Raw genomic sequence first — 22,700 nt, 5'->3', positions numbered from 1 at the left:
TAATGAAGAATAAATCTTAAACCTGTAAAGGAGGTGTTCCTATGGTTGAAAATCAAAATAATGGAATATTGGGAGGTTTGTTTGGCGGTAGTGGTTGTAATAATGATTCTCTGTTGTTTTTCTTTCTTCTACTCATAATATTATTTTGCGGGCCAATGTTTAACAATAGATGCTAAACTATAAGCAACAGATTAGACTAATAATAAGTCCGATCTGTTGTTTTTTATACATTAAATTTCTTTCTTGACATACTGAGTTAAGTATTCATCCTTTCCTTGCTTTTCTTAAAATCGCGAAAATTTTTGTCTGCATAAAGATCAGATTTAAAAAACTCTAAAAAAGTATTTAAATTCTCAACAGTAGAAGGGCTTAAGGAATGTTCGATCAATTCAGTTTCCTCAAGTACGTTATTACTTCCGATTAATTGTAAAAACTCTTCCACAATATTATGTCTGCAAAGAAGATAAGACCCAATTTTTTTACCTGAATCTGTCAGAAGAATGATTTCATGACGTTCATATTTAATACAATCCATATCCGCCAATTTAGAAATCATTTTAGATGCAGAAGATGGTCTCACATGAAGTAATTCAGATAACCTACCCACTCGAGTATAGCCATTCTTAAGACAAAGTCTATAGATCATTTCAAGATAATCTTCCATTGCCGAAGTAAGCTTTTTTTCCTGTCGGTTTAAAATTTGGTATCCCCTCGAAGTCCGGAATTCAGAGTTCATCTTATCACTCATAGAATCAGTCCTTTACTTTAAAATTATTACAATATATTCGTAACATTTTTAAATTAAGAACCATATATTAGCTTAAGGAAAAATATTTAGCCAGTCCTAACAAAAAGAGGTTGCAATAATCGCAAATTAGGTATATAATAAAAATAAATTAGGTATACCTAAAAATAGGAGGATATAATGACACCAAACAAAGAAGATTATTTAAAAGAAATTTGTAAATTAGGTGGAAACGGCAACCTTATCGGAAATAAACAAATTGCGGACGTATTACATGTATCTCCTGCCTCTGTCAGTGAAATGCTGGTGAAACTACAAAAGGATGGCTTTATTGAATATGAACCATATCATGGCATCCGTCTGACAGAGTACGGAATGAAACAATCAGTATTGCTTCTTAGAAGCCATAGGCTGTGGGAAGTATTTCTAATGCAGTATTTAGGCTACTCATGGAGCGAAACCCATGAGGATGCGGAACTTTTAGAGCACGTGACATCTCCACGACTGGCGCAGCGGCTTGATGAGTTCTTAAATCATCCTGATTACTGTCCTCACGGTTTCTTCATACCACATCCTGACGGTGAAATTAAAATAATACCCCTTCGAAAACTAAGTCAGATGACTGTTGGAGAAAGTTCTACTATTCGGAGGGTAACGGAAGAAAAGGAACTCTTGGATTATTTACAGGATTTAGGTATCAAAATCGGGAGTCATTTTACTATTGTATCTATAGGACCTTATGAAGGGCCAATTACTATTGACCTTGAGGATAGGCAAATACAGTTAAGTTACAAAGCTGCATGTCATATCGATGTAGATGATATAGAAAATACGTAACAAATGCATACACAATAGTATATTACAAGACTCTTTTTTTAATAGTATTTCTTAATTAAGTAATACAGTGTGATAATAAAATCTATATATTAAAACAATTTACTTTATATAAATTTAAAGGGGGTTTTTACTTTGAATAATAAGGAAATTTCTTTGGATCAACTTCCGATTGGCACAAAAGCAAATGTCACTATGTTAACGTCAGATGGTACAACAAGAAGGCGTATGTTGGATCTTGGAATAATTAAGGGAACAGAAATAGAACCCCTTTATAAAAGTCCGTCTGGTAATCCAGTGGCCTATTTGATCCGCGGCGCTGTAATTGCTTTGCGATCAGATGTTTCTTCCAAAATCATGGTAACAACATAATTCAAATACAATAGTTTAGGAGGAAATTTTATGGGACTATCAAGTGAATCCACTGGGGCAGAAGTATTGAGCTGCAACAGCAGTGGTATATTACAAATTAAAAAAGAAACAGAAGACGATAAAGTGATAGCATTGGCCGGAAATCCTAATGTAGGAAAAAGTACGGTTTTTAATAGTTTAACCGGAATGAACCAGCATACGGGGAACTGGCCCGGCAAGACCGTGGCCAATGCTCAGGGAAAATACCGCTATAAGGACACTAATTTCATTCTGGTGGATATTCCGGGAACCTATTCCCTGATGGCAAATTCCGAAGAGGAAGAAATCGCGCGTGATTTTATCTGCTTCGGAGATCCGGACGCCGTTGTGGTCGTGGCAGACGCAACCTGCCTGGAACGCAATTTGAATCTGGTCCTTCAGGCCATGGAAATCTCCAGACGCGTCGTACTGTGCGTCAATCTACTGGACGAAGCGGAAAAGAAAAAAATACGAATCGATATCGGTACGCTATCCCAAAAATTAAGAATCCCCGTTGTCGGCACAAGCGCACGGAACGGAAAAGGACTCGAAAGCCTGATGGACGCAGTCAAAGCCGTAACACGGGACGGTCTCCAAACAGAGCCGTTAAAAATTACTTACGGCAAGGAAATAGAACAGGTGATTTCCATCCTGCAGCCCGCCGTGGAGCAAGCGCTGGACGGAAAACTGAACGGCCGGTGGGTCTCGCTCAAACTACTGGACGGCGACAAGAGCCTGCTGGAATCCATGCAGAATTATCTGGGAAAAGACCTTCTGTCGGATGAAGCTGTTGCTGCCCGCTTACTGGAGGCAACAAAATTTCTGGAACAATCAGAAATTCCCGGCAACTCCTTTCGCGACCGGGTCGTCACCCGAATCATCGATCTCTGTGAGAACATCAGCCGGGAAACAGTCGTCTATGAAAAGGAGGAGTACTTCGAACGGGACCGAAAAATCGATAAGATACTGACATCAAAGGCAACTGGTATTCCCATCATGATTCTGATGCTCCTCGGAATCTTCTGGATTACGATCGTAGGGGCAAATGTACCATCCGCCTTGATTGCCGATGGGTTGTTTTGGGTACAGGATCGGCTGATGGAGTTCTTTCATTGGATTTCCGCTCCCGAATGGGTCACGGGTCTGCTGGTTGAAGGAGTCTACCGTACCTTGGCTTGGGTTGTTTCCGTCATGCTGCCGCCTATGGCAATCTTTTTTCCTTTATTTACTTTATTGGAGGATTTGGGATATCTGCCGCGTGTCGCCTTCAATCTCGACAATTTCTTCCGCAAGGCAGGCGCTCACGGAAAACAGTCCCTGACCATGTGCATGGGCTTCGGCTGCAACGCCTGCGGCGTGATCGGATGCCGTATTATCGATTCCCCAAGGGAACGCCTGATTGCAATCCTGACCAACAACTTCGTTCCCTGCAATGGAAGGTTTCCAACCCTGATCGCCGTTATCACAATGTTTTTTGCAGCAGCAGTGGCTGGTCCATTCCAGTCCGCCGTATCTGCCGTGACTTTGACTGCAGTAATCATTTTCGGGGTCTTCATGACTATGCTGATTTCCAAACTACTTTCTAAAACAATTTTAAAAGGAATGCCGTCCTCCTTTAATCTGGAACTTCCCCCATACCGCCGTCCGCAGATTGGCCGCGTGATTGTGCGTTCCATCTTCGATCGGACGTTGTTCGTGTTGCGCCGGGCTGTTGTCGTCGCTGCACCGGCCGGTCTGCTAATTTGGCTTCTTGCTAATCTTCATGTCGGAGGCATGAGTCTTCTCGCACAGTGCGCAGGATTTCTGGACCCGTTCGCCAGACTTCTGGGGCTTGACGGTTACATTCTGATGGCATTCATCCTAGGATTTCCCGCAAATGAAATCGTGGTGCCGATTATCATCATGAGCTATATGGCAACAGGCACTCTGACGGATTACCAAAACCTTGCGCAACTCCACGCTCTTTTTGTCGCTCACGGCTGGACTTGGCTTACCGCCGTGTGCGTCATGCTATTCTCCCTGCTGCACTGGCCCTGCGGTACGACATGTCTTACAATTCAGAAAGAAACCCAGAGTGCAAAATGGACCGTCCTTGGCTTTGCCATTCCAACGGTGACAGGAATTATCGTCTGCTTCCTGGTTGCCAATACAATTCGATTATTGGGATTGGCATAGTTTGTCGCCAAAAAATGCCTGAAAGAATGTTAAAAAACATTCTTTCAGGCATTTTAAGCATATTTTACAACGATTTTCTTTTTATTCAATTAGCGCATAATAGTTAGCTACAATAAAATCCATTATTATTTTAGAAGCCACAGTACTTGTCATATTTCGATAATCAGTCATAGGATTGACTTCAACTATATCAATGGCATCCACATATGGAGCAACTTCTTTTACGAACTTAAACAACTGATAAGTGCTGATTCCTCCGGGTTCATTAGCTCCCGAACCAGGCGCAAAGGCTGAATCAAGTACATCTATATCCAAAGTAAAGTATATCTTTTCAACTCCCTTTGAAGCCAATTCCAATGATTTTTGTGCTACATATTTTGCTCCTTTAGTAAAAAATAATTCGGGATTAATTACGTTGATATTATTGTCTTTTATAAAATGGTAATGTTCTGCATAGTTATAACCTCTGATTCCCACTTGAACTATATTTTCCCCTTTGACTCTCTCCAATTCGGCTGTCCTTCTTATCTCGCTGCTTCCCGAATACTTTCCTTGTATCGGAGAATCTTCCACTAAGTCAAGATGAGTATCTAAATGAATCAGACCCATATTTCCTTTAGTATGATCGTACAAAGATTTTATTCCCGGCCAAGCTACGGAATGATCTCCTCCCAAAAGTATGGGAACATAGCCTTGATCAAAAACCTTATCTACTTCTAACTTTGTTTCGTTCATACTCTTCTCATGGTTATACCTGCTTATTTTTGAAAGATTTCCGAAATCTTTGATTTCCACTTTGGACATATCTATAAGTCTATTGTTTTCAGTATCAAACAACTCATTATCTCTTATTCTGTTCAAAATCCATTTTAATGATTCTCTTATTTGATCAGGCGCATATCTTGCTCCCGGCCATCCCAAACCTGCCTCTGTGTCATAATTCAATCCCAATATTCCAAATTTATTTCTCTTCTTCTTGTCCATAATATTTTCCTCCTTAGATGATTTTTATAATTTAAATTCTATAAATATAGAATAATAATTAACTTAATTTTTATCTGCTTCGTTTATTTTTTGGACTTTCATATATACAAAGAAAGGAATTCCGGCAAGCATCAAAATAAAGCCCCACATAACTGCATTAGCTCCTATTCCGTATATTGCATAAAGTACATATATGAAAGCAATCAATGACATAAAACTGTTTTTTAAGAATATCCCGAAATTAAATTTATCTGATTTCTTTGCCAAAAGCACTATTTCTCCTACAGCACTAAAAGCATAAGCAGGAAGAAAGGCCAAAGTTCCTATCAGAACCATAAAATTGTATGCCATCTGAAGACTTCCTACAAAGTTTAACAACAACAATATATTAGCAGCTATTGCGCTAATTACTAATGCGTTGATCGGCGTATGAGTTTTAGGGCTTATCTTCCCAAATACTTCAGGAAATAAATTATCTTCTCCGGCAGACAACGCTACCCTTGCCGTTATCAAAATCCATCCTGACGTAGCTCCGAGAGTTGCTATTATTGCTCCTATTGCCACAAAACCGCCTCCCCAGGAAGAACCTGTTGCCTTATTTATAACATCAGCAAGAGGAGCCGTCGATTTTGCAAGATATCCTTGAGAAACCGCACCCATAGCAAAGAAATTAATTCCCATATATATTATTGAAGTTCCTATAATACCTAAAATAGTTGCTTTCTTAACATTTTTCTTCGGATTTTTAATATCTCCTGCTGCAACACTAACAGAATCAAGACCTAAAAATGCCCATAATGTAATTCCCACAGCAACAGAAACTGTATTGGTCCCGCGAAGAGCTTCACTTGATACCGTAGATAGATTGGATGGTTCAAAATGCATTGCTGCAATTATTATAAATATAAGCAGAGGAACGATCTTACAGACCGTAGTTATTACTGCTACAATTCCTACTTCCTTTGAACCTTTTATATTAATGCCGGTAAAAAGCCATAAAGTTAAAGTAGATGCCAAAAATGCCAATAATCTGCTTTGATTTAATATGGGTATAAAAAATGACAAATAACTTAAAAATCCCGTTATTACGGCTGCATCACAAATCCATGCTCCAATCCAATAAGTCCACACAGTTAAAAATGCCGCAAAATCTCCAAATGCATCTCTTGTATAAACAACAGGCCCTCCGTTAACAGGATATTTCTCCCCTAACCTTGCAAAAACCAGTGCTACCAGTATTGAACCGACGGCAGTTATAACCCAAGCTATCATAGTTGATTTAGGGTTAGATGCCGATGCTAATGTCTGAGGTGTCATATATATGCCTGAACCTATCATATTCCCCACAATTATTGAAACGGCTCCTGCAATCCCTATTTCTTTTTTTAATTCCACTTTCTCTTTTTTATTTATACCATTATCGCCCATATGTTTTCCTCCCATATCTTAATTTTAATTCATCAAAATAATTACAGTTTTTAAACTATTATAATAACGGTTTCATAACTTAATTGAGATCTCTTCATTATTTATTAGCAATTATAATGCCAAATATGGTTTTGGGTATTTCAGCAATATATCCTTTATTAATAACAACAATATGTACAATTATCTGACATAATTTTTGACCATAACAATAGTTTCCACATTCCATTACAAAATTAACGGGAAAAATGCTTAAAATTAGTTGACTATTTAATTTTTAATGTTATTATATATAATAATACAATATGTATAATAATTGGTCACTTGGGAGTGAAAAAATGTACGAAAAATTTTTAGATGATATGAAAAATTCACTAAAAAATACAGACCTAATAATTGTAACCGATGAATCAGGTAAAATAATGTATTACAATAATTTTAACGACATATATAATGAATCGGGAAATCAGGATAATATCGGAAAATCAATATTTGAATTATATCCTTGGCTAACTAAAGAAAATAGTACCATATTTAAAGTCATAGATTCTGGTGAACCTCTGATAAACCAGTTTCAGTTTATTAAAATAGATGACAAAGTCACAGTTTCATCAATAAATTCAGCATTTCCTCTTATAAACGGCAAGGGAATAATCGGGGCAATAGAAATATCCACAAATATTTCCCCGGAAAAAGATTCTCCCAAAAAGAAAAAAATGTATTTAAATTACAGCGCAAAATACAATTTTGACAATTTTATTACTGGTAATAGTCAAATGAAAGCTGCTATTGAAAATATGAAAAAAATTTCGAAAAACGATTCTACTATTCTCATCTACGGAGAAACAGGAACTGGAAAGGAAATAATAGCTCACTCTATTCATAACTGCAGTAACAGAGCATCGAAACCTTTTGTAACTCAAAATTGTGCCGCAATACCGTCTACCCTTATAGAAAGTATACTATTCGGGTCAGTCAAAGGAAGTTTTACCGGTTCTGAAAACAGAGCAGGTTTATTTGAAATCGCCAATGGAGGTACAATATATTTGGATGAAATAAATTCAATGCCCCAAAGTATGCAATCAAAATTATTAAGAACAATTGAAAATAGGGCTATAAGAAGAGTAGGAGATAACAAAGAAATAAATATAGATGTAAGAATTATATCGTCCACTAATGAAAAACTATCTAAATTAGTAAAGTCTAATAAGTTTCGTCAGGACCTGTTCTACAGAATAAGCGTAGTAAGCATGGAAATATTTCCTTTAAGAGAAAGAAAAGAGGACATAGAATTGCTTTGTCAACACTTCATCAAACACTTTAATCATATATTCAATAAAAATGTTAAGGATTTGGAATCAGATGTAAAATTTCTCTTTATGGAATATGATTGGCCGGGAAATGTAAGGGAACTGAAAAATTGTCTGGAAAGTGCATTCAATTTAGTCGAAGGAGAATATATAAAGGCATCACATATTCCTGAATATATTTTATATTCAAATACAAATAAAAATAACCTAATCAGTTCAGACAACAAACCCCTTTCTCAGTTGGTAGATGAATATGAAAAAAATATTCTTATCAAAACAATCAAGATGAAAAAATATAATATAGTTCAAACAGCTAAAGCATTAGGTATTCCCAGACAAACCTTATATTATAAATTAAAAAAATACAATATACTGGATAAAATAAGGGCTTAGCCAGATACAACTACAAAACAGCATAGCCAAAATGGCTATGCTGTTACCTAATAATTCAATATTCCTTTGTTCACTTTCTTTTATTATCCTTTGCTCATCTTTACCTTTTCTGCTTTTGGGTCTGATACAATTTCATAGGTTCCCGCACTTGCTACCGAAATAAGAATGGCATTTATTACTGTTAATACTATACCTCCCAATCCAGAACCGGATCTGGCAAATACAAAGGTAAGTATAAGAGAAATTATAAAATTATATAATCTTACGTATGAATCATCAAATTTTTTCTTTACTATACTCTTTGTAAACTGGACAATAATTGTTACTGCTGCTACTAACCCAACAAATGTTGCTAAAGTCTCTGCTGTCAAAAAGTCATTATACACATTTTTCCCCCCTTTTTTGAGTAAAACTGCTTATATAAACAATATGTAAATTTTTACTATTTCTTATATGATACAAATACCTTCATACTAATTTACATATTGTTCTTTCCAAAAACATTTTAAAAAACATTATTTAATTTTTTTATAAGTATAATCTATTTATATTCTCCTCTGGGTTGTTTTATTATTTAAATAATGAACCTTCCTGCCCTATTTTATACTCTATATTAGAGTACAACAAAAAAGCCAGAACTCTCAACACCCTTTATGTGCTGATATTCTGACTCTATCCTGTCTCATTTGCTCGATCTAAATACCAGATAGAAGACTTTTTGTTATACTCATTTTCTCCTATTAATTTTTATCTGAGTAAACACCACTGTTAAACTAATTGTAAAATAAACTAACCAAAAAATCGGAAACGCAATCAAAGGATTTGATAGTAGTGGGTATGGAGCTGTTGAACCTGTAAATAAAATATTATAAACAAATGACAATGGAATAAATATTATAATCCAGATATTTATCATCCAAAAATTACGCTTTGCGTTCATCTTAGTATTCTGGGCAGATCCATATAAGCCTATTCCAAATACCATACATCCAAGTGCCATAAAAACAAGTCCAATAACAACAGCCATCGGCACTTGTTCCTCATACCAAACTGCGCTAGCCACAAGCAGTCCAATAAAATTCAAAACCGTTCCAACAATCACAAATACATTTGCATTTACTGCCTTTTTATCAGTCTGTTTTTCAGTCTCTATTCCCTTAAGAATATAATCCGTTGTGACATCAAAGAATTCACTCATAATTATCACTTTATCAATATCCGGAATGCTTTGTTCACTTTCCCACTTTGATACTGCCTGACGAGAAACTCCGACTTTTTCAGCAAGTTCTTCTTGTGAAAGACCTTTTGTTTTTCGCAAATATTGTATTCTGTCTGCTATATTCATAACTGACACTCCCTTCTTTATAGTAATGTCATTTTAACAAAAGTACTGGTTGCCATTCCACCAATTGCCCTTTCTTTTTTGTCAACCAACAGTTGCACCACCGTAAAATATCAATAATTCGAACTGTTTTTAGCATTTTATCATAAAGACAAGGATGTTGGTTAAATAAAATCAACTTCTTTAGATAAAACCCAAAACATTGTACAAACGACTTAAACCAATGGGATTCAAACCATTCGTACAATGTTTTAGAATGTGTCAATTGCTCGGTTTAGATGTAGGTTCCTCAACAGTCCGTCACAGAGTCATTTCTTCTTCCAGCATACCATGAAGGCGGAACGCTTCCATAATTTCTTTCTCATTTGAATAGCCTTTTGGTGCCTTTGGCCTGCTGTCAGTTTTATTGAATTTTATATAACCATATCTGCTACCTATGTCTCGGAATCTCTTCAGCAATATATATGGATGCATGATCGGATTCTGCTGCGTTTCGGAAGCACTCTGAAATTTCATCTTCGCCTTTTAACAATTTTAATACTCTGTTCAGATCACGGGCTATGTTGAACTCTGATATCTTCATACCAATTGCCCCCTTCCCGATATGCCTGCAATTTGATCTATTTATCTGTTTTATATTATATCATTTTCCTGTTGCTGACAAAGGAAAAGTCCGAAGATTTAGTATACAAATCTTCGAATTTTACAATTTATCAAAAGTATTTTAATAATTCATATTTTGTGATAAAATTGTTATAATAAAACTAATAAATTTTTACATTTTAACTCTAAAAAATTTTGTATATTTTATTCATTTCTTTATGTAATTTATAGCTAACTATGTTAATTTTACAAAAATAAATAAAAAAAATAATTGCTTAAGATAATATATTTCATAGATGTTTTGTTTTAAGCAAAATGAAAGGAGTGGTTATAAATATGAAAAAAACTATTATGGGAATTCAACTGGGAGATAGAGAAGAAGAGGCATTAGAGGTACAGAGATTGTTGACTGAGTATGGCTGCTACATAAAGACCAGAATAGGAGTTCATGATGTAGAATCAAAAAGTGAAACTTGTAGTCCTATAGGTATCATAATTTTGGACTTAATATTAGGAAAAGATGAAAAAATAAAGGAATTAAAAGAAAAACTCGATAAAATAAATGGAGTAGTAGTAAAAATAATGGAATTTAATTTGTAGTTCTAAATTGACGAGTCATGCAAAAAATATTATAATGAAATTAGAAATATTTGCGCCCTTAGCTCAGTGGATAGAGTCACTGACTTCGAATCAGTTGGTCGGGGGTTCGAATCCCTCAGGGCGCACCATGGTTATCAGGCTAAATAGATGCAAAATTGTATCTGTTTAGCCTGATTTTATGCTATATTTAAAAGGTATGTTTCAACTTCAGGTTATTATAGTAATGGGAAGTTTCGATTATGTAATCCTAAATCGCAGTAAATTTCAATTAATTAAAAAATACGTAGGAGTAGAATGAGAGGCGGTAATGGAAATGATTTATCAAGAATATCTGAAACTAAATATTGACGGTTCCCTGATTGGTTTAGAGCATAGCGAGAGTGAAAATAACTATTTCTGCACGCCAAAGGGTGCGAGGATAATCGGCTGGGACGGTATTGACGGCATTCATTTTTGCTTTGTGCGCGGCTTTGGAGAGATGGTATTTGCAGTCAGCCCAATGAACGCCCCCGGCAGCTATGTGCATCCGCTGGCACGAAATTTCAAGGACTTTCTGAGGCTTTTGCTGGCTTGCGGCCATACTGCGGCGCTGGAGCAAGCGTGGAGTTGGGAGCAGGAGCAGTTTGATAAATTCCTGCAGGAAAACGTCCCTGCGGACGAGCAATCGGCAGTACTTCATATCCTCCGGGAAAAGCTTTCCCTTACACCTATGGAGCAGCCATTTGCCTACATCAAAACCTTGCAGGATGGGTTTGATGACCGCTGCATCCCATACACGGAGGATTACTATGACATTATTTCCGTCGAACCCCCCATACCGGAATGGAAGGTTTACTTTGACGGAGACTTCTCGGGGCATCACGGCCGCAAAAAGGCCGGGAAAGAGATTCCCATAAACAGGCAATTTGTCTGGGATGATGGAGTCTGGACTGTTCCGGCGATTTACACTTGTAGCAAGGGCTTGGTCGTGGATTTTTGTCTACTGGTTCCGCCGGAGCGTATCCGTGCCTTTATGTGTCAATGGAAGCTCTCTGCTGATAATGATGGAAGCAGCTTTACCGATGAACAGCGGATGCAGATTGATGCGGAGAATCCGCTGACCGTCAATATAAATCCGAAGGTTGTGCTGAACGGAACCAAGCTTTCAAGCTCGCACGGCTGCGGCATCTGCTGGAACCCCTGCTTGCCGGAGGGCAACGGCCTTGAGGAGTGGAGCGTCATGCTGCATTATGGGTTTGATCCCGATCAAGGTTATGCCATCTGGCGCTGTGCGTTCCCTTGGAAGACGAAGCGAAAGCCGCAAATCAAAACACTCGGTGTAATATTAATGCAAGAGCCTGTCGCTATACCGGGGCCGCACTTTGTGGCATCGCTGCCCGGTGAGCAAATTGAGTTTACACACCCATCCACGGGTAAAAAGCACACGCTGACCGTGCGGAAATATGAACGGCGGGAACTGCCCTCCGAGCATTTCAACGGCCCCGATCTGGAAAATCTGGAATTTCCAAGGCACCTTACCATGATGAGCTACATACTCTCGCCCGACCTCCCGGATCAAGCCTTTACGGTCGTGGATTGCGCGCCGGGCGACCGGCCCCGGCAAAAGCACGCCGATCCAAGGCTACCGCAGGCAACCGGTGATGTTTGCTGCATCGGTATCATCGGCAGTGCGGACGCGACTGCCGCTATCGTTCTCGGAAATGGCAATCAGGGTAACCTCCGGGTCGCCTGCTCTGCGCTGCATTTTGAGCCAACAGAGGATGTGGAGTGGCGCGTGGTATTTTATGAAAAGACACGCCGGGATATTATGGCAGAGCTGCTATAAACCAAAATCTAAAAGATTATAAGCATAACGTGAAGTTTACGAAACATGCCCTGTTTGATAATCATCAGGCAAGTTGTAAATGTATCTATTTTGTACTAATGACATATAAATATATAGTTTCCTGTCGATGGGAGGTTATATATATATTTATTTATTTATTCATAATTGAAAATGTGATATAGTGATCAAAAAATCATAATATCAGTAGGCCCTATACCTGAAAGGAGTATTGAAATAATGATAATATCCGATTTCACCTTAAAAAAACAACTCGCATCAGGCGAACTTTACATTTCTCCGATTGAGGAACAACAAATTCAACCCGCAAGCATTGATATACGATTAGGAAACACATTTGGAATAGTAGAAGACAACTGTGACGGCATCCTCCAGTTAGAAAAAGAAATACAGTATAAGATAATTCAGACCGAAAAATATTTACTTCTCCCCGGACAGTTTGTTTTAGCAACAACCATGGAATATATTCGTCTGCCTAATAATATGACTGCATTTGTTGAAGGGAGAAGCTCTATCGGAAGATTGGGATTGTTTATTCAAAATGCCGGATGGGTTGACCCCGGTTTTGAAGGAGAAATAACCTTAGAGCTTTTTAATGCCAATAAGTGTGCAATTGAGTTGAAATACGGACGCCGTATTGGACAATTGGTCTTCGCACAATTAGACAAGGATGCTCTTAATCCGTACAGAGGCAAATATCAGGGACAGCGTGGGGTAACAGGGTCAAGAATATATTTAGATACCGAAATATCCAGATAACCCCACTTACAGCAAAAAAATTATTTAAAAGAAAGATCGTGAACCACATTATATGGATTAAAATTGTTGTCCATACCATTCGTTACTTAAATTGTAGTGAAACAGCTTAAAAAACAACAAAAGATGAATTGGTAATGTCAGAAATCGTCTTCTATTATAAACTATTTTATAGTTAATAAAATAAAACTTGCCATTACTTGAATAAGGCAAGTTTTATTTACTTGTTTTAGTAATTTTGTTTATAGTATTCCTATCCCTCCGCTTGCATACCCTAACACTAAATTTTCAAGTATTTCTCCTTCTGCAGTCATAAAGAATACTAAAATTAATCGAGTCTCTGCAGTTACAGGGATCATCAGTCCATCAACTATGCCGCTGCTGATATCTCCAACAGAAACATTTGGCCCTAAAGAAGGAGATAAGATCACCTCAGTTCCTGCAACAGCATTAAAAACATTATTTGGAACAATAGAAGTATAAACCTGTGCATGAATGGTAATCGTCGAACCAGGAATATCTAATCCCAGCGCTGAACTATAAAAAGCAGCGACAGATGTAATGAATCCATCCCGAGGTATAGAAAATGCATAATTTACTTCCTGCCCTATGGCACCACTTAGATCAATTGTAGGACTCAAAGGACCAAAACCATTTCCAAATGACCCGAATCCTAAAAAAGTAGGTACTCCTGCAAGCCCTCCGGCTATGCTTTCCAATGAAATAGGAAATCCTGAAGCAAAAGGAATAATGGCGCCTCCACTATCATTTCCCGTTGGACCTATCGGTCCCGTTGCTCCTGTTGGACCTGTCGCTCCAATTGGACCCGTTGCTCCTGTTGCCCCAATTGGACCCGTTGCTCCTGTCGCTCCCGTTGTTCCAGTTGCCCCCGTCGCTCCCGTTGCTCCTGTTGCTCCCGTCGCTCCTGTTGCCCCTGTTGATCCTGTTGCTCCTGTTGCCCCTGTTGATCCTGTTGCTCCTACTGGCCCCGTTGCTCCTGTTGCTCCCACTGGTCCCGTTGCTCCTGTTGCTCCTGTACTACCAGCTCCAGGTCCCGTTGGCCCAGTCGGGCCTGTTGGGCCGGTCGCTCCTGTTGGACCTTTACAGCAGCATTTCTTATAGTATTGCCAATGACAATAATTACTTTTGGGAATTTTTACCTTTATAAAATCATCACAGTTAGTTGACATAACTGTTCAATCCTCCTTATTAATTATCAAATGCGTATATCTATTATAATATATTCGTTCTTAAAGATTTTGTTAAAACTCGTCATAATAAATAACGCAATAACAAAAAGCCGCAACTCACAGATAGTAAATTGCGGCTTTTTTTCTTTCACAAAAGTTTTATATCATCAACAAATAGAAGGAGCATCTATATCACATTTCTTATCAACATACAAAAGGGGATATTAAAACTTACTATTACATGGGATTTCAGTTTATTCATTACTCAAGGCCATTAATTCCTATTATATTGTCTACAGGCAAAGAAAGCACAATTCCTCCAGCTTCTGTTCTCATACCGGCAACTTGATTAATCGTTTCCATAATAGTATGCTTATCTTTTTGACTGCAAAGAATAGCTAAAATATTTTTCTCAGATTGTATAGAAATTCCTAAAAACTTTTCTGCTTCCTCATATCCTATCCCTCTCGCATCAAGCATAGTCCCTCCAGTTACTCCGACAGATTTAGCGGCAGTCATAACTACATCGCTGTATCCGCGATTAACGACAATTATAACAAGCGCATATTTTACATTACATTCCATTTTTCTCACTTCACTTTCTATTTTTATACGTTCTTCCCGCATTAACAATTTCGAAATCAAGCTACCAATTCCTGATATCGGCATCGTAAAAGATATGCCTTTACCGGGACTTTTCAATTGCATCTCTTCTAAAAGAGTTGAAAGCAACAATGGTATTTTAGAATCCGGTACCATGCTTATGACAACATCTTTTTCAGTCTCACCTATTCCCAAATAATCCAACATCTCCGAATCCGCTGTACCACATCCAAAGCAAATAAAATGAAAATGAAGCTGTTCTCTATTACAAATTTCAGTAATCTTTTGTCCATTACCACGATCAACAATTGTCACGACAAGTTTAACAATCCCCTTACTTACATCTCTATTCATATTTTTACTCCTCCTCATAGTCTATTATGCTATCCTCAGTATCTAATATAGCGACACTTTTTGTCTCATCATATGATTCCATTTTAATTTTATATATAAGGCCCATAACCTGAATAGTAATGAGAGGAGTCATAGCAACCATGGCTACAATACCAAAAGCATCTGTCATAATGTTACCTCCAAGGCTTTTACATACTCCTATGGCAAAAGGAAGTAAAAAAGTAGCAGTCATAGGCCCGCTGGCAACGCCTCCACTATCAAAGGCAATTCCCGTAAATATTTTTGGTACCCAAAAAGTCAATATTATGGCAATGAAATAACCAGGAACCAAAAACCAGAAAATGGATATACCGCTCAATACCCTAATCATAGCAAAAGCTAAGGAAATAGACGTTCCTATAGATAGACTTCGTTGCATTAGCTTTTGGGAAATCGTTCCCTGTGAAACCATCTCAACTTGTTTATTAAGAACATGTACAGCCGGTTCTGCCGATACAATAAAATATCCTATTATCATTCCTAAAGGAATCAGCAGCAATTTATATGCAGATGCAGCAATCTCCGAACCTATGTAATGACCTGCAGGCAAGAATCCTACATTTACTCCGGTCAAAAATAAAACCAGACCAACAAGGGTATAAATCAGTCCTACTCCAATTTTTATCAACTGACGTTTCTTATATCTTCTGGAAATTAATTGAAAAACAGCAAAGAACAAAATGATAGGAAAAAGGGCAATTGAGACTTCTCTGAAGTATATAGGAATACCAATCAAGAACTGCCGTGCTACATCTTGCATTGTAAAAACATCAGGAATTACAGCAGATGTATAATCGGTAGTGGTTGGATTATAACATATACCTAAGATAAGGACAGCTAAAATTGGTCCGATGCTACAAAGAGCAACCATGCCGAAACTATCGTCCTGTGAATCTCTATAACTTCGTATTGAAGCCATTCCCACTCCAAATGTCATAATAAAAGGAACGGTAATCGGGCCCGTAGTAACTCCACCGCTATCAAAAGCCATAGCAATAAAATCTTTAGGCACAAATATCGATAGAATAAAAACAAGAGAATAAAAAAAGATAAGCATATATGAGAAACTAATTTTATAAAATGTGCGTAATACCGCAATCGCTAAAAAGATTCCCACGCCAAAGGCTATTGTAAAGATCAGTACATTATCAGGAATGGAAGGAACCTGGTGAGCTAAAACCTGTAAATCAGGTTCGGCAACAGTAATTAAAAAACCCAGAATAAAGCTAACTATTGTCATAAGAAAAATTTTTTGAGATTTACCCAGTTCAATTCCAAGGCCATCACCCATTGGAATCATAGCCATATCTGCACCCAATGAAAAAAATCCCATTCCAATAATAAGCAATACAGCACCGGATAAAAACAACAATGTGGTACCAACTGGCATAGGAATAATTGTAATACTTAAAAAAAGAACAATTATAGTTATAGGTAGCACAGATAACAATGCTTCTTTTACTTTTGCTTTCAGATTTCTTTTCATTTCTCGCCCCCTCAAATCTTTGATTTATATTTCATACTACATAAAAACATCATTTCACCTCAACAGTACCTAAAAGTTTAAAAAGTTCATTAAGCTCAGAAAAACCATTTAAAATCACTTGGAATTTTTCCTTTGGTATGGTTCGTAAAATAGGATCATATTTTTTTGCTCTTTCTCTTATATTTTTCAGTGCTTGTCTTCCATGCTCTGTCAAAGATAAAGAAACTATACGTTCATCTTCACTCTGCCGAACTCGATATATAAATCCTAATCTTTCAAGCTTTTTACATGTGGTAGAAACATTTCCCTGATTGATTTCAAAAATTTTTGATAAATTTCCTACAGTTATAATTTCATATTTTTGGACAGCAAAAAGGACATATGTCTGGATCACCGTTAGTCCTTCAGGTTGCACAATAGGATGCAGTACTTTCTCTGCTCCAACCTTAACAACGTGAAGAATATCCCATATTTCATCTTTAAACTCTTCTTCGAGCACAATAATCCTCCTCATTAAATTTATATGTTTTTTAAATCATATTTATATTAAATATTATATGATTTAAATATATTATTGTCAACATTAACCACAAAAATTTTTATTTTCCCTTTTGTTCGTAGTATCTTTCCACCGTAACATAAATATAATTGCCATTATTATCTGTACAGATTTAAATAATTAGAACATGTGATTGCAATATGTGCAATTTCAAAAATAATACATGGAAGTATGACAATGTAATTTTTCATCCAGAGTCCAACAAATAAAAAATACAAAGGCGGCATGGCGGCAAGCCCTATGATAAGAAGCCAAGGAGATACTACCCCCTGATAGTAAAAAATCCATGAGATATAATACCCTGCCAAAAATATAATCGCCAATCCAATATAAATGCCACTGTTTTTCTCACCCTTTTTATTTAATATCAAAATCAATAGAGCAACTGTCATGATTCCAAAAACCTGCTCTATAATATTAAATATTGGATACAGTGAAGAATTCTTCACAAGCACATTGTTAGCCGGCGGTATGAGCATCCATATAATGTTGGGGAACAATTGCAATACATACAATATAAGGCCTGTTAGTGAAAATCCAAATACATAATTTTTCATCTCTTTCATCTCCTCATTATATAAATAATCGAAATATGTTTATCGAACAAAAACTGCATAATAATCCTGTTTTTCCTATATTAGCATATCATAAATCTATAAAAAAATAAATCTCCGCTCTTTGCCCATTCAAAATGACAGAAACACAAAGCAGCCTCCTCCGGTGATATGTATTTTGCAATTAGTTTTTTATCTATATATAGGAAGGACCATCATACGTCAACGAAACCGATCCTCAATAAAATCCCATATAAAATAAAAATTTGTAGACATAAAAAAACAAACCTACTTTTAATAACATAAAAATAGGTTTGTTTTTTTATATGTTATCTGCTCAATTTAAACCTTTCGGAATTCCAAGTCTCAACCAGCTTGGCAGCTTCTGACTTAGGGTTATCGGCTCCACACACCGCAGACACCACAAAGAAACCGTCGATTCCGGTTCCAGCAAGCTCAGGTATATCGGCAAGCTTGACACCTCCGCCCACTACAACCGGAATCGGGCTGAGTCTGGCAAGTTCCGCAATATCGTCAAAACTTCTGGTAATTACTTTCCCATCTAAATCAAGCCCACAGTCCGGTTTTGTTTTTGTTTCATGCAACGGTCCAGCACCAAAATAGTCGATTTGACTGACATCTGCAGTTTTAATATACTCAAATAATTCATGTGTTCTGGCTGATAGACCAACGATGGAATTGCCGCCTAAATATTCCCGGCAGACTTCCACCGGGATATCCGATTGTCCGACATGGATTCCATCCACTTTTATCCCCTGCTTTCTCGCTGCCAGTACAACGTCAAGGCGGTCGTCCACGAGCAGTGCAACTTTGTCCGATTTACCGGCTTGCGCAATTACATTAGAAGCCTGACGGGTTAATTCAATCAGTTCACGTGCCGAAGCAATCTTTGAACGAATTTGTACACAGGAGAACCCAACCTCTACTGCATCTTTAATAATTTCTGCAACGTCTCGACCTTTTGTGTTCTCCGGTCCCACTACCAGATATGCTGAAATGTCTAATTTTTCTCTAATGCTCATTTTTACCTCCCAAAATACCGTTTATTTTATCAACTTTTGTATTTATCATGTTTGTACAGCCTGGGCGTATATCGGCCTTCAGAACGACTTCTGTGCGGATACCTTTGCCTGCGAGTACAAATGTCGCATCTTTTATGACCTTCATCACTTCATCCCACTCACCTTCAATTTCCGTAAACATGGAAGTTGTGCGATTAGGTAAACCCGATTCACGAATCACTTTCACGACTTCGGCTACTTCCGGCGCGAGCTCATTACCTACACCGCATGGTGCAATGGCTACTGCAATCAGTACATTCATCGATTAAACCTCCTTAATTTCAAATGGGTTATTTGCAATATCAGCCGCAGTGGCTTTATATAATTCGTCGATGAACGCAATCTGAAAACTTCCTGGACCATCCGCTTTACTTTCAGCACGGCTCGCCGCCAAATTGTACGCCGCAGTGGCAGTAAGTGCTGCAATAAATGGTGAAGCAGATGTTGCATATACTGCGACGACGCCACCCAATGAACAACCTGACCCGGTAATTTTCTCCATAAAGTAAGATCCTCCATAGGAAAAGGCTGCAATGGAACCATCCGTTATCAAATCCGTTTTACCGGATACGGCCACAGCCCCGCCTGTCCACTTCGCCAGTGCAACAGCAGCAATCTCTGCGTCGGTTACCGAATCCGTAGAATCAACGCCGCGGACATTGGATTGAGCTGTACCGCCCTCTAATCCCCATAAACCGGCCAACGCAATAATTTCCGAAGCATTCCCTCTGATTACATTTGGTTTATACTCCTTAAACTGCCGTAACAGTTGAGTCCTAAGTAATCCGATTCCGATTGCGACCGGATCCAGAACCCATGGTTTTCCAGCATCATACAGGGCTTTGACTGTACATGGCAGAGTCTGCTCATAAATCGGCAAGAGAGTACCGACATTTATATAGGTGGCGCCGCCGGCTTCCGCCAAAAATTCTCCCTCATCAGGCAGGTAAACCATAGCGGCGGACCCTCCGACAGCGAGCTGAGCATTAGCCACAAAATTAATAGTTACTGAATTCGTGATGGATCCTGCCATAGGATTTGTCCGCTTTACGGTTTCAACTGCTTGAATCATTCGGTTTTTAATATCTTCCTTACTAATCATTTTTATATTCCTCCTTCCACTGGTATTCCCCAAATCAAGTCTAATGATATCATCTCAGCTTCGTATCCAGTCCGTCCAGTATTCGGTTCATGGTGCGTACTGCACACATTTTGCCGCACATGGAACAACTATGCCGGTCTTCCGGCGGAATGCTTTCGTAATATTCTTTCGCCTTCTCTCCGTCCAGAGAGAGTTTAAAAATATCCTCCCATTCCAGTTTCCGACGAGCTTCACTGATCTGGAAATCCGCCATCCGTGCATTCTTCACGCCCTTGGCAATATCCGCCGCATGTGCTGCAATTTTGGAAGCAATAATTCCCTCTTTAACATCACTGAGGTCTGGAAGGCGCAAATGTTCTGCTGGGGTCACGTAGCACAAAAAATCTGCACCGTTTGCCGCCGCGATGGCCCCGCCGATAGCCGACGTAATATGGTCATAGCCGGGCGCTATATCGGTGACAAGGGGCCCCAACACATAAAAAGGTGCGCCGTGGCAAATCCGTTTTTCAATCTTCATGTTGGCCGCAATTTCATCCATAGCCATGTGGCCCGGACCTTCAACCAAAACCTGCACATCCTGCTTCCAGGCACGTTCTGTCAAATTTCCTATTTCCGTGAGCTCGGCAATCTGAGAAGCATCCGTCGAATCCGCAATACTTCCAGGGCGGAGCGCGTCGCCAAGGCTAACGGTTACGTCGTGTTCCCGCAGGATATCGAGCAGTTCGTCATAATACTCATAAAAAGGGTTTTCATTCCCCGTCATCTTCATCCACGCAAAAATCAGAGAACCACCGCGTGAAACAATATTCATCTGCCGCCTTTCGCGCAGGAAAATTTCCATGACCCGACGGTTGATACCCGCATGAATGGTCATAAAATCCACCCCTTCCTCCGCATGGGAACGTATGACTCTCAGAAAATCCTGTGCTGTGATTTCCTTCAGATCTTTTTCGAGATACCCAATGGCATCGTAAATAGGGACGGTACCGATCATCGCCAGAGAAATTTCAATCAATTTTTTACGGAATTCCCGTGTCTTTCCATAATTACTCAAATCCATAATTGATTCCGCACCGAATTTCTCTGCCAGCCTTACCTTCTCCATTTCCGCATGATAATCTGCGCAATCACCTGATATACCGAGATTAACGTTGACTTTCGTCCGCAGACCTTCGCCGATCCCGTAAGGGTGTAGCGATTTATGGCGGATGTTCGCCGGAATCACAATCCGACCCGATGCTACAAGAGCTAAAAGTTCCTGCTCTGTAAAACCTTCATCTTTAGCAACTCGCGAAAGTTCCTTTGTGACAATACCTTTTCTGGCCGCTTCCATCTGTGTTTTATAATTCATTCTGAATAGACTCCTTTCTTTAGTCCGTCGTTGCGGTAGGAGTCATAAAAAAAGACGTTCACCGATTTCAGCAAACATCTTTCTTATCAAATTCCGCTTCCCTACGTCAGTATTAACTAACAGGTTCAAAGGGTCAGGTTTTAACCTTCTCAACTTAATACGGACTTCAGCCCGCTTAGTCCCCCCGCAACATATTCGGTTTTATATAATAAAAAAGTGCCTCCTTCTATAAGAAAAGCACCTTAATCATTTCATGTAACAATTTGCTTCCCTTCGCCAGTATTAACTGACAGGTTCAAAGGGTCAGGTTTTAACCTTCTCAACTCATGTGGACCGCAGCCCATATAGTTCCCCCGCAATATAATCTGCAATTGTTTGGTGCGGGAAAGAGGACTTGAACCCCCACGTCAATGACACTAGATCCTAAGTCTAGCGCGTCTGCCAATTCCGCCATTCCCGCATAAAAGTAGTGACCCATCGGAGACTCGAACTCCGGACACCCTGATTAAAAGTCAGGTGCTCTACCACCTGAGCTAATGAGTCATTTTTATTATTATAATTATCTTGGGGTGGGTAATGGGATTCGAACCCATGGCCTCCAGAGCCACAATCTGGCGCCCTAACCAGCTAGGCTATACCCACCACAACAAAAAAATGGTGCACCTAGGAGGATTCGAACCCCCGGCACACGGATTAGAAGTCCGTTGCTCTATCCACCTGAGCTATAGGTGCAAAATTAACATTTGGAGCGGGTGAAGGGAATCGAACCCTCGTAACTGGCTTGGGAAGCCAGTACTCTACCATTGAGCTACACCCGCAAGGACTCATAAATCCTTTCTCGCTGACACAATTCACTGTCACACTGTGACCCTTTCTGCTAACATTATATGATTATAACAGATAAAAATATCCTTGTCAATACGTCAAAATCAAATTTCTATAATATCTGCCTTTATTTTATCTCCGATTTCTACAATTGC

23 protein-coding genes, 6 tRNA genes and 2 riboswitches are annotated in these 22,700 nt (G+C 38.7%); of the genes, 9 read left to right on the top strand and 20 right to left on the bottom strand.

The window, feature by feature from the left end:
• Nucleotides 1-41 precede the first annotated feature (41 nt).
• A complete protein-coding gene (locus tag PP176A_RS16630) occupies nt 42-176 on the top strand; it encodes a hypothetical protein (RefSeq protein WP_255401677.1) in 135 nt (44 codons plus the stop codon).
• Between the two features lie 80 nt (nt 177-256).
• Here the strand turns inward: PP176A_RS16630 and PP176A_RS09735 are convergent, their stop codons facing one another.
• Nucleotides 257-748, bottom strand: coding sequence for a metal-dependent transcriptional regulator (locus PP176A_RS09735; RefSeq protein WP_071140282.1), 492 nt, complete (start codon nt 746-748; stop codon nt 257-259).
• 177 nt (nt 749-925) lie between these two features.
• Between PP176A_RS09735 and PP176A_RS09730 the strand changes: the two genes are divergently transcribed.
• From PP176A_RS09730 to feoB, 3 genes are all read left to right on the top strand, one after another.
• On the top strand, nt 926-1,582 hold the full coding sequence (locus PP176A_RS09730; RefSeq protein ID WP_071140281.1) for a metal-dependent transcriptional regulator: 657 nt from the start codon (nt 926-928) through the stop codon (nt 1,580-1,582).
• Nucleotides 1,583-1,714: 132 nt separating this feature from the next.
• Complete coding sequence (locus tag PP176A_RS09725; RefSeq protein WP_071140280.1) at nt 1,715-1,951, top strand: FeoA family protein; 237 nt, start codon at nt 1,715-1,717, stop codon at nt 1,949-1,951.
• A 30-nt stretch (nt 1,952-1,981) separates the two neighbouring features.
• On the top strand, nt 1,982-4,144 hold the full coding sequence (gene feoB, locus PP176A_RS09720) for a ferrous iron transport protein B (protein ID WP_071140279.1): 2,163 nt from the start codon (nt 1,982-1,984) through the stop codon (nt 4,142-4,144).
• An 81-nt stretch (nt 4,145-4,225) separates the two neighbouring features.
• Here feoB and PP176A_RS09715 read toward each other — a convergent pair whose 3' ends face one another.
• Together PP176A_RS09715 and PP176A_RS09710 are read right to left on the bottom strand one after the other, a co-directional pair.
• Nucleotides 4,226-5,128, bottom strand: coding sequence for an agmatinase family protein (locus PP176A_RS09715; protein ID WP_071140278.1), 903 nt, complete (start codon nt 5,126-5,128; stop codon nt 4,226-4,228).
• 63 nt (nt 5,129-5,191) lie between these two features.
• On the bottom strand, nt 5,192-6,556 hold the full coding sequence (locus PP176A_RS09710) for an amino acid permease (RefSeq protein ID WP_071140277.1): 1,365 nt from the start codon (nt 6,554-6,556) through the stop codon (nt 5,192-5,194).
• Nucleotides 6,557-6,891: 335 nt separating this feature from the next.
• On the opposite strand from PP176A_RS09710, the gene PP176A_RS09705 reads away from it, so the two are divergent.
• Nucleotides 6,892-8,256, top strand: a complete 1,365-nt coding sequence (locus PP176A_RS09705; protein ID WP_071140276.1) for a sigma-54 interaction domain-containing protein — start codon at nt 6,892-6,894, stop codon at nt 8,254-8,256.
• Between the two features lie 83 nt (nt 8,257-8,339).
• On the opposite strand, the gene PP176A_RS09700 is transcribed toward PP176A_RS09705, so the two are convergent.
• The 3 genes from PP176A_RS09700 to PP176A_RS16235 all read right to left on the bottom strand — a co-directional run bounded on the left by PP176A_RS09700 (nt 8,340) and on the right by PP176A_RS16235 (nt 10,181).
• The gene (locus PP176A_RS09700; protein ID WP_071140275.1) at nt 8,340-8,642 is read right to left on the bottom strand and encodes a hypothetical protein; all 303 of its coding nucleotides are present in this window, start codon (nt 8,640-8,642) and stop codon (nt 8,340-8,342) included.
• Nucleotides 8,643-8,983: 341 nt separating this feature from the next.
• Nucleotides 8,984-9,601, bottom strand: coding sequence for a helix-turn-helix domain-containing protein (locus tag PP176A_RS16525; RefSeq protein ID WP_071140274.1), 618 nt, complete (start codon nt 9,599-9,601; stop codon nt 8,984-8,986).
• Between the two features lie 427 nt (nt 9,602-10,028).
• The gene (locus PP176A_RS16235; RefSeq protein ID WP_159429057.1) at nt 10,029-10,181 is read right to left on the bottom strand and encodes a hypothetical protein; all 153 of its coding nucleotides are present in this window, start codon (nt 10,179-10,181) and stop codon (nt 10,029-10,031) included.
• A gap of 356 nt (nt 10,182-10,537) precedes the next feature.
• On the opposite strand from PP176A_RS16235, the gene PP176A_RS09690 reads away from it, so the two are divergent.
• From PP176A_RS09690 to dcd, 4 genes are all read left to right on the top strand, one after another.
• On the top strand, nt 10,538-10,801 hold the full coding sequence (locus PP176A_RS09690; protein ID WP_200796117.1) for a hypothetical protein: 264 nt from the start codon (nt 10,538-10,540) through the stop codon (nt 10,799-10,801).
• Nucleotides 10,802-10,853: 52 nt separating this feature from the next.
• Nucleotides 10,854-10,929 (top strand) — tRNA-Arg (locus PP176A_RS09685).
• Between the two features lie 179 nt (nt 10,930-11,108).
• Nucleotides 11,109-12,626: a hypothetical protein gene (locus tag PP176A_RS09680; RefSeq protein ID WP_071140272.1), complete on the top strand. Its 1,518-nt coding sequence runs from the start codon at nt 11,109-11,111 to the stop codon at nt 12,624-12,626.
• Between the two features lie 237 nt (nt 12,627-12,863).
• A complete protein-coding gene (dcd, locus tag PP176A_RS09675) occupies nt 12,864-13,403 on the top strand; it encodes a dCTP deaminase (RefSeq protein ID WP_071140271.1) in 540 nt (179 codons plus the stop codon).
• 239 nt (nt 13,404-13,642) lie between these two features.
• Here the strand turns inward: dcd and PP176A_RS09670 are convergent, their stop codons facing one another.
• From PP176A_RS09670 to PP176A_RS09605, 14 genes are all read right to left on the bottom strand, one after another.
• On the bottom strand, nt 13,643-14,590 hold the full coding sequence (locus PP176A_RS09670; RefSeq protein ID WP_071140270.1) for an exosporium glycoprotein BclB-related protein: 948 nt from the start codon (nt 14,588-14,590) through the stop codon (nt 13,643-13,645).
• A gap of 261 nt (nt 14,591-14,851) precedes the next feature.
• Nucleotides 14,852-15,547 (bottom strand): P-II family nitrogen regulator, encoded by a 696-nt coding sequence (locus PP176A_RS09665; protein WP_071140269.1) that lies wholly within the window; start codon nt 15,545-15,547, stop codon nt 14,852-14,854.
• 4 nt (nt 15,548-15,551) lie between these two features.
• A complete protein-coding gene (locus PP176A_RS09660) occupies nt 15,552-17,072 on the bottom strand; it encodes a DUF1538 domain-containing protein (protein ID WP_071140268.1) in 1,521 nt (506 codons plus the stop codon).
• A gap of 49 nt (nt 17,073-17,121) precedes the next feature.
• Nucleotides 17,122-17,571, bottom strand: a complete 450-nt coding sequence (locus PP176A_RS09655; RefSeq protein ID WP_071140267.1) for a MarR family winged helix-turn-helix transcriptional regulator — start codon at nt 17,569-17,571, stop codon at nt 17,122-17,124.
• A gap of 158 nt (nt 17,572-17,729) precedes the next feature.
• Nucleotides 17,730-18,188, bottom strand: a complete 459-nt coding sequence (locus PP176A_RS09650; protein WP_071140266.1) for a hypothetical protein — start codon at nt 18,186-18,188, stop codon at nt 17,730-17,732.
• A gap of 326 nt (nt 18,189-18,514) precedes the next feature.
• On the bottom strand, nt 18,515-19,228 hold the full coding sequence (locus tag PP176A_RS09645) for a thiamine phosphate synthase (protein ID WP_071140265.1): 714 nt from the start codon (nt 19,226-19,228) through the stop codon (nt 18,515-18,517).
• A complete protein-coding gene (locus tag PP176A_RS09640; RefSeq protein ID WP_071140264.1) occupies nt 19,218-19,529 on the bottom strand; it encodes a thiamine-binding protein in 312 nt (103 codons plus the stop codon). The genes PP176A_RS09645 and PP176A_RS09640 overlap by 11 nt, the downstream gene beginning before the upstream one ends.
• A 3-nt stretch (nt 19,530-19,532) precedes the next feature.
• Nucleotides 19,533-20,369 carry a hydroxyethylthiazole kinase gene (gene thiM / locus PP176A_RS09635; protein WP_071140263.1) on the bottom strand — a complete coding sequence of 279 codons (837 nt, stop codon included), beginning with the start codon at nt 20,367-20,369 and terminating at the stop codon, nt 19,533-19,535.
• A 49-nt stretch (nt 20,370-20,418) separates the two neighbouring features.
• Nucleotides 20,419-21,720 (bottom strand): phosphomethylpyrimidine synthase ThiC, encoded by a 1,302-nt coding sequence (gene thiC, locus PP176A_RS09630; RefSeq protein WP_071140262.1) that lies wholly within the window; start codon nt 21,718-21,720, stop codon nt 20,419-20,421.
• Between the two features lie 80 nt (nt 21,721-21,800).
• Nucleotides 21,801-21,916: riboswitch (TPP riboswitch) on the bottom strand.
• A 54-nt stretch (nt 21,917-21,970) separates the two neighbouring features.
• A riboswitch (TPP riboswitch) is annotated at nt 21,971-22,085 on the bottom strand.
• An 11-nt stretch (nt 22,086-22,096) separates the two neighbouring features.
• A tRNA-Leu gene (locus PP176A_RS09625) sits at nt 22,097-22,180 on the bottom strand.
• A gap of 10 nt (nt 22,181-22,190) precedes the next feature.
• Nucleotides 22,191-22,263, bottom strand: a tRNA-Lys gene (locus tag PP176A_RS09620).
• 22 nt (nt 22,264-22,285) lie between these two features.
• Nucleotides 22,286-22,362: transfer RNA gene (locus tag PP176A_RS09615), tRNA-His, on the bottom strand.
• Nucleotides 22,363-22,375: 13 nt separating this feature from the next.
• Nucleotides 22,376-22,452 (bottom strand) — tRNA-Arg (locus PP176A_RS09610).
• Between the two features lie 12 nt (nt 22,453-22,464).
• A tRNA-Gly gene (locus PP176A_RS09605) sits at nt 22,465-22,538 on the bottom strand.
• Between the last annotated feature and the right edge of the window lie 162 nt (nt 22,539-22,700).

It is taken from the genome of Sporanaerobacter sp. PP17-6a (genome assembly GCF_900095615.1).
In the GTDB taxonomy this organism is placed as follows: domain Bacteria; phylum Bacillota; class Clostridia; order Tissierellales; family Acidilutibacteraceae; genus Acidilutibacter; species Acidilutibacter cellobiosedens.
The sequence above is the reverse complement of the archived record's forward strand: the minus strand, read 5'-3'. Positions and strand labels throughout refer to the sequence as shown.

Bases quoted from the DNA above. Each gene is read 5' to 3' on its own strand.
- PP176A_RS16630 (WP_255401677.1), top strand. From the start codon at position 42: ATGGTTGAAAATCAAAATAATGGAATATTGGGAGGTTTGTTTGGCGGT.
- PP176A_RS09735 (WP_071140282.1), bottom strand. From the start codon at position 748: ATGAGTGATAAGATGAACTCTGAATTCCGGACTTCGAGGGGATACCAA.
- PP176A_RS09730 (WP_071140281.1), top strand. From the start codon at position 926: ATGACACCAAACAAAGAAGATTATTTAAAAGAAATTTGTAAATTAGGT.
- feoB (WP_071140279.1), top strand. From the start codon at position 1,982: ATGGGACTATCAAGTGAATCCACTGGGGCAGAAGTATTGAGCTGCAAC.
- PP176A_RS09715 (WP_071140278.1), bottom strand. From the start codon at position 5,128: ATGGACAAGAAGAAGAGAAATAAATTTGGAATATTGGGATTGAATTAT.
- PP176A_RS09710 (WP_071140277.1), bottom strand. From the start codon at position 6,556: ATGGGCGATAATGGTATAAATAAAAAAGAGAAAGTGGAATTAAAAAAA.
- PP176A_RS09705 (WP_071140276.1), top strand. From the start codon at position 6,892: ATGTACGAAAAATTTTTAGATGATATGAAAAATTCACTAAAAAATACA.
- PP176A_RS16525 (WP_071140274.1), bottom strand. From the start codon at position 9,601: ATGAATATAGCAGACAGAATACAATATTTGCGAAAAACAAAAGGTCTT.
- PP176A_RS16235 (WP_159429057.1), bottom strand. From the start codon at position 10,181: ATGAAGATATCAGAGTTCAACATAGCCCGTGATCTGAACAGAGTATTA.
- PP176A_RS09690 (WP_200796117.1), top strand. From the start codon at position 10,538: ATGAAAAAAACTATTATGGGAATTCAACTGGGAGATAGAGAAGAAGAG.
- PP176A_RS09680 (WP_071140272.1), top strand. From the start codon at position 11,109: ATGGAAATGATTTATCAAGAATATCTGAAACTAAATATTGACGGTTCC.
- dcd (WP_071140271.1), top strand. From the start codon at position 12,864: ATGATAATATCCGATTTCACCTTAAAAAAACAACTCGCATCAGGCGAA.
- PP176A_RS09670 (WP_071140270.1), bottom strand. From the start codon at position 14,590: ATGTCAACTAACTGTGATGATTTTATAAAGGTAAAAATTCCCAAAAGT.
- PP176A_RS09665 (WP_071140269.1), bottom strand. From the start codon at position 15,547: ATGAATAGAGATGTAAGTAAGGGGATTGTTAAACTTGTCGTGACAATT.
- PP176A_RS09660 (WP_071140268.1), bottom strand. From the start codon at position 17,072: ATGAAAAGAAATCTGAAAGCAAAAGTAAAAGAAGCATTGTTATCTGTG.
- PP176A_RS09650 (WP_071140266.1), bottom strand. From the start codon at position 18,188: ATGAAAAATTATGTATTTGGATTTTCACTAACAGGCCTTATATTGTAT.
- PP176A_RS09645 (WP_071140265.1), bottom strand. From the start codon at position 19,228: ATGAGCATTAGAGAAAAATTAGACATTTCAGCATATCTGGTAGTGGGA.
- PP176A_RS09640 (WP_071140264.1), bottom strand. From the start codon at position 19,529: ATGAATGTACTGATTGCAGTAGCCATTGCACCATGCGGTGTAGGTAAT.
- thiM (WP_071140263.1), bottom strand. From the start codon at position 20,369: ATGATTAGTAAGGAAGATATTAAAAACCGAATGATTCAAGCAGTTGAA.
- thiC (WP_071140262.1), bottom strand. From the start codon at position 21,720: ATGAATTATAAAACACAGATGGAAGCGGCCAGAAAAGGTATTGTCACA.